The organism is Sinorhizobium saheli (assembly GCF_001651875.1).
In the GTDB taxonomy this organism is placed as follows: domain Bacteria; phylum Pseudomonadota; class Alphaproteobacteria; order Rhizobiales; family Rhizobiaceae; genus Sinorhizobium; species Sinorhizobium saheli.
On sequence record NZ_LNQB01000022.1, the window covers coordinates 1 to 4,867 of the forward strand.

Sequence of the window (4,867 nt, forward strand, 5' to 3'; positions counted from 1 at the left end):
AAAATTTGTTTGTTGTCTTGCTCATATCGGCTCCACTTTCTCAGAAGTTGGAGCCTCCGGCAAACCCGGCGCGGTTCAAAGCTTCAGATCGAGCGACCACGTTGGTCGAGTTATGTCGGAGCTGGAGGAGAGAGCGGCTGGCCGGGGATTCAGCGACGTCCGCCATTGGGTTCGCAGAGTTTCTTGGTGCCGCTCACCAGAGATAGCCTTCCCTCGGCACACTGCCCATGCCGAATATTCACGAGACCTCCAGCCCCGAGATACGGCTGTAGAGTCACTCAACCGATCACGGCAACCGAACCGGAGAAAAATCATGCGTCTTATACTCGCTGCCGCGGCAGTACTTTTCACTCTCTCCTTCCAGCAGGCCATTGCGGCCACCGCCGATTGTGCGCCGATCACTGAAGATGGGGTCGCCAAACTGTTCGACCGCTGGAACGCTTCTCTCGCAACGCAAGATTCAGAGAAAGTTGCCGCCAATTATGCGAAGGACGCGATCCTGCTGCCGACGCTATCGAACACGCCTCGCCTGACACACGAGCAGAGAGTCGCTTACTTCAACGACTTCCTCAAAAAGCGGCCGAAAGGGTCGGTTGACTCCCGCGTGATCAGAGTCGGCTGCAACATGGTAACGGACAGCGGCACCTATACCTTTTCATTCGCCGACGGCACCAAGGTTCCCGCGCGTTACACCTACATCTACGAATTCCTGGACGAAACTTGGTTAATCACGGGGCATCATTCGTCGATGATGCCCGAGAAGTAAGAAGACGACAGGAGGGGTGCTGGCGATGCCAGCACCCCCACATTCGCGATAGACATAAGCGACGTGCTTCGAAAATCGCATAATGTATCGACGGGAACTCACGATCTATTTGTGGTGATCAGGTGCAAGGCAGAAGTGCCCCTTGTGACCGCTGCTGCTGACAGCTTGCGATCGAATGTCGCCAGCTGGCCCCCACGCGCCTTGGCGAGCGCAAGCAGATAGGTGTCAGTTACCTGCCCCGACGTTAGGATTTTCGTGGGAGCGATGTCACCAGACCCGACAAGGCTCACATCGTCCGGCCAAAAACTATGACCGGCGAGCGACCGCAATTTGCGCACGATCTCCATCACGAGTGACGGTGAACCGGGAGAGTTGGGATATTTGGGGTTGCCGACAATCCGGATGACACCATTTTCGGTAATGGGGCAGGTAGCCCACGCGGTCTGACCCATCGCCGCGAACCACTCGTGCGCATCGTCATGGGCTACATGGCCCGGATCGATTAAGGCAATCAACACATTGACGTCGAGCAGGAAAGTCACGGCAGTTCGTCACGCAAAGCGTTTACGATTTCGAGCGTCACTGGCGGCGTATCCGGCCGAGCTGACAGGAGAGGAATGCCATTGCGCTCGCCGCTGCTGCGCGGTCGGCGCAGAGACCGTCTCGCCAGCTCGGAAATGACCTCGCCGACGCTCCGGTGCTGCTGGGCTGCCATCGCCTTCGCGGCGATCAGGACATCGTCGTCGATTGCCAGGGTCGTTCTCATATTCGCCTCATCGCGCATCAATCATCACGCATCATATAATGCAAGTGGTCCGCCTTCTCAAGGTGGATACCGAAAGGACGCAGTCATTGAACCAATCTATTTACCGGCGGAAACGTTGAGATCACATTCTCAAATCTGTGCGCGAACTCCGCGTCTCCGGTTCCAATCTGCTCAAGGCGCTCCTTGCCGCCGGGCATGAAATCGATTGGGGGGCCTTTGCCCGGGGGACTTTACGGCCCAGTTCATCATCGGTGACGGATAATTGCGCCATCAGCAATGAAGTAGAAACTATTGATGCAATTGTGACCATCGCGTTCTGGCGGCATTATCAACCTGTCAGACGAACTCAGCGTCGCCTAAAGTTATCGAAAACGAAGTTCGTGGGACGCGAAATGGCCGAAACCCGTTCTTCCATGACCTGCAGGACCATGCTGCTCTCCGCAGGCGCCGCCGCAGCGGTCATAACGATATCCCCGTCTCTCAGCTTCGCCGCCAATGCGGCTGCCGCCATCAACACCAGCGAAGGAACCAAGACAATGGCATACGTAACCACCAAGGACGGCGTCGACATCTTCTACAAGGACTGGGGTCCCAAGGACGCTCAGACGATCGTCTTCCATCACGGCTGGCCGTTGTCCTCGGACGACTGGGACGCACAGATGCTGTTCTTCCTCTCCAAGGGCTATCGTGTCGTCGCCCATGACCGCCGTGGCCACGGCCGCTCCGCACAGGTCTCGGAAGGTCACGACATGGATCATTATGCGGCGGACGCGTTTGCCGTCGTTGAAGCACTCGACCTGAAGAATGCCGTCCATATCGGCCACTCCACTGGCGGCGGTGAAGTCGCTCGCTACGTTGCCAACCACGGCCAGCCTTCAGGCCGCGTCGCCAAGGCGGTTCTTGTCTCCGCCGTCCCTCCACTGATGCTCAAGACTGAAGCGAATCCCGAAGGCCTGCCGATGGAAGTCTTCGACGGTTTGCGTTCGGCGCTTGCCGCCAACCGCGCGCAGTTCTTCCGCGACGTTCCGGCCGGCCCGTTCTACGGCTTCAACCGTGATGGTGCCACAGCCCAGGAAGGCGTGATCCAAAATTGGTGGCGCCAGGGCATGATGGGCGGCGCGAAGGCCCATTACGACGGCATCAAGGCCTTCTCCGAAACTGACCAGACGGAAGACCTAAAGGCCATCACCGTGCCAACGCTGGTTCTACACGGCGAAGACGACCAGATTGTGCCGATCGCAGACTCCGCACTGAAGTCTTCCAAGCTCCTGAAGAATGGCACGCTCAAGACCTATCCCAGCTTCTCGCACGGCATGCTGACCGTCAACGCCGATGTCCTTAATGCCGATCTCCTGGCCTTCGTGAAGGCCTGATCGGTCCGGCGGCGGGTGCGGCCTCCCACGCATTCGTCGCCTCCATGAACCACGAGTGCCTACCCGGCGCGCCATCATTCGATGAAAGGAACCTACGATGACGAACAGCAACCCGTCCAAGAAAGTAGAGAACCATGGCGTCGCCTGGGAGCGCGCCTTCGGATACGTTCAGGCCGTGCAGGTCAAGGACACGATCTATGTCTCGGGCCAGTTGAGCCACGATGACAAGGGCAATCTTGTCGCTCCCGCGGAACTCGATGAGGGTAAGCGGCCTGCGGACTTCTCGCAGATGGAGAGCCAGATCCGCCAGACCTACGTCAACGCAAAGACTCTGCTCGCCAGATATGGTGCGACCCTCGACGATGTTGTTGAAGAGACACTGTACGTGCTTGATGTTCCTAGCGCGTTTGCGGCCGGATCCAAGATCCGCAAGGAAATGTACGGTACGGATGTGCCTCAGTGCGCCAGCAACCTAATCGGGGTTTCGGCGCTGGCTTTCCCCGAGCAGATCGTCGAAATCACGTTCCGGGCAATCATCAACCGTCCCGCTGATTGATCGCGCGGCAGCTACTCCATGGACCGCCGGAGACGATGGGCCTCCGGCGGCAAACCCGTTGAACGTTTCACACGATGCCAAAAACACCGGCCGCCAAGGCGCCCGCACCTGCTACCATGGAACTCACCCCCGACCTCGTCGCCACGACCATCAGAATTGTCGAGGACGAGGGACCGGAACCCAATTGGAATCCGATCTCGCCCGAGCAGCTCGACAATCTCGTCAGCAGGGTCGAGAAAGAGGCTGATGACGAGGAGATATGGGTGTTCGCGTGCGGATCCTTGATGTGGAACCCGGGTTTCGAGGTGGCCGCCAGCGAAGAGGCGGTCGCTTACGGCTGGCACCGTGCGTTCTCGTTGAGGATTGAGCGGCTCAGGGCCACCTCCGACGCCCCCGGTCTCATGCTCGCGCTTCGGCCAGGAGGAAGCTGTTCGGGTCTTGCCCTCAAGCTTCCGTGCATCACCAAGAGGGAGAATCTGCGTGCTCTTCTGGCGCGAGAGATTCGGTATGTCGAAGTGTGCGACATGGTGCGTTGGGTTGCGGTCACGACACCGACGGGTGTGCGGCGGGCGCTCACGTTCTGGGCGAGCGGCAGGCGATCTCCGCTCACGGAGAAGATCCCCCTCGAAGAGGCGGCAGGATTGATCGCCCAGGCATGTGGACCTGCCGGATCTTGCGCGGAATAGTACGCATCCGAGGAGGGCCGCCTTGCTGAGAAGTGAGGCGAACTGGATGTTCTGTCTATATGGACGTCAATATAGACAGTGTGAGAACCGTGGATTTAACGATAGAGAAGCGGCTGCAAGTTAGCCGTATGGAGATTGTCGATAGCGGGCGGCGTCGCCGTTTCAGCAACGAGGCCAAACTTGCGATCGTGGCGGAGAGTTATTCCGCCCCGCGTCAGGTCACGGCAACGGCACGTCGGCATGGGATCACACGCTTTCAGTTGAACGATTGGCGTAAAGCAGCTCGCGAGGGACGGCTCGGCAATGGTCGGGGGAGCGAAGGGTTTATTCCTGCGCTGTTGGTCCCGGAACCAGACATGCCGGTCGCTGCGCCGACCAATTCTTCGACGGCACAAAGTGGGCTTATGGAGGTTGTCAGCGCCAATGGTCGCCGTGTGATCGTGGGACGCGATGTCGACGTTGAAGCGCTGCTTCGTATCCTGCGCGGACTGGAGGCGCTGCGGTGAATCCGTTTCCGATGGGAACAGGGGTCAAGGTCTGGCTTTCGACGGGCTATACGGACATGCGCTGTGGCTTTCCCTCCCTGGCGCTTCGGGTGCAGGAGGTTCTGCAGCATGATCCGTTGATATGTGTCGGATTAGATTATGTGGCGGCGTCGCTCGCAGTGCTGCGTTTCCCGGCCGGGTGCCCGCTCGGCCGCCACATAATAGTTCCGTCTCA

Annotated in this window: 7 protein-coding genes and 1 pseudogene; 6 read left to right on the forward strand and 2 right to left on the reverse strand. The window is 58.9% G+C overall.

From position 1 onward, the window contains the following. Positions 1–313 precede the first annotated feature (313 nt). Positions 314–766 (forward strand): SgcJ/EcaC family oxidoreductase, encoded by a 453-nt coding sequence (locus ATB98_RS00190; protein ID WP_066867543.1) that lies wholly within the window; start codon positions 314–316, stop codon positions 764–766. 98 nt (positions 767–864) lie between these two features. Here ATB98_RS00190 and ATB98_RS00195 read toward each other — a convergent pair whose 3' ends face one another. Further along, positions 865–1,308: a TA system VapC family ribonuclease toxin gene (locus ATB98_RS00195; RefSeq protein ID WP_066867546.1), complete on the reverse strand. Its 444-nt coding sequence runs from the start codon at positions 1,306–1,308 to the stop codon at positions 865–867. Then, positions 1,305–1,532, reverse strand: coding sequence for a CopG family transcriptional regulator (locus tag ATB98_RS00200; RefSeq protein WP_153435915.1), 228 nt, complete (start codon positions 1,530–1,532; stop codon positions 1,305–1,307). Before ATB98_RS00200 ends, ATB98_RS00195 begins: the two co-directional genes overlap by 4 nt. 536 nt (positions 1,533–2,068) lie before the next feature. Here ATB98_RS00200 and ATB98_RS00205 point away from each other — a divergent pair. The 5 genes and pseudogenes from ATB98_RS00205 to tnpB form a co-directional block, all read left to right on the forward strand. Then, complete coding sequence (locus tag ATB98_RS00205; protein WP_066867555.1) at positions 2,069–2,905, forward strand: alpha/beta fold hydrolase; 837 nt, start codon at positions 2,069–2,071, stop codon at positions 2,903–2,905. A 97-nt stretch (positions 2,906–3,002) separates the two neighbouring features. Then, a complete protein-coding gene (locus tag ATB98_RS00210) occupies positions 3,003–3,461 on the forward strand; it encodes a RidA family protein (RefSeq protein WP_066867549.1) in 459 nt (152 codons plus the stop codon). 116 nt (positions 3,462–3,577) lie between these two features. After that, a pseudogene (locus ATB98_RS00215) lies at positions 3,578–4,144 on the forward strand (gamma-glutamylcyclotransferase); the annotation flags it as partial. 62 nt (positions 4,145–4,206) lie between these two features. Then, complete coding sequence (gene tnpA / locus ATB98_RS00220; protein WP_084435138.1) at positions 4,207–4,653, forward strand: IS66-like element accessory protein TnpA; 447 nt, start codon at positions 4,207–4,209, stop codon at positions 4,651–4,653. Next, positions 4,650–4,867, forward strand: a 218-nt coding sequence (gene tnpB / locus ATB98_RS28480; RefSeq protein WP_167354038.1) for an IS66 family insertion sequence element accessory protein TnpB, incomplete at its 3' end; no start/stop codon positions are given. The genes tnpA and tnpB, both read left to right, overlap by 4 nt.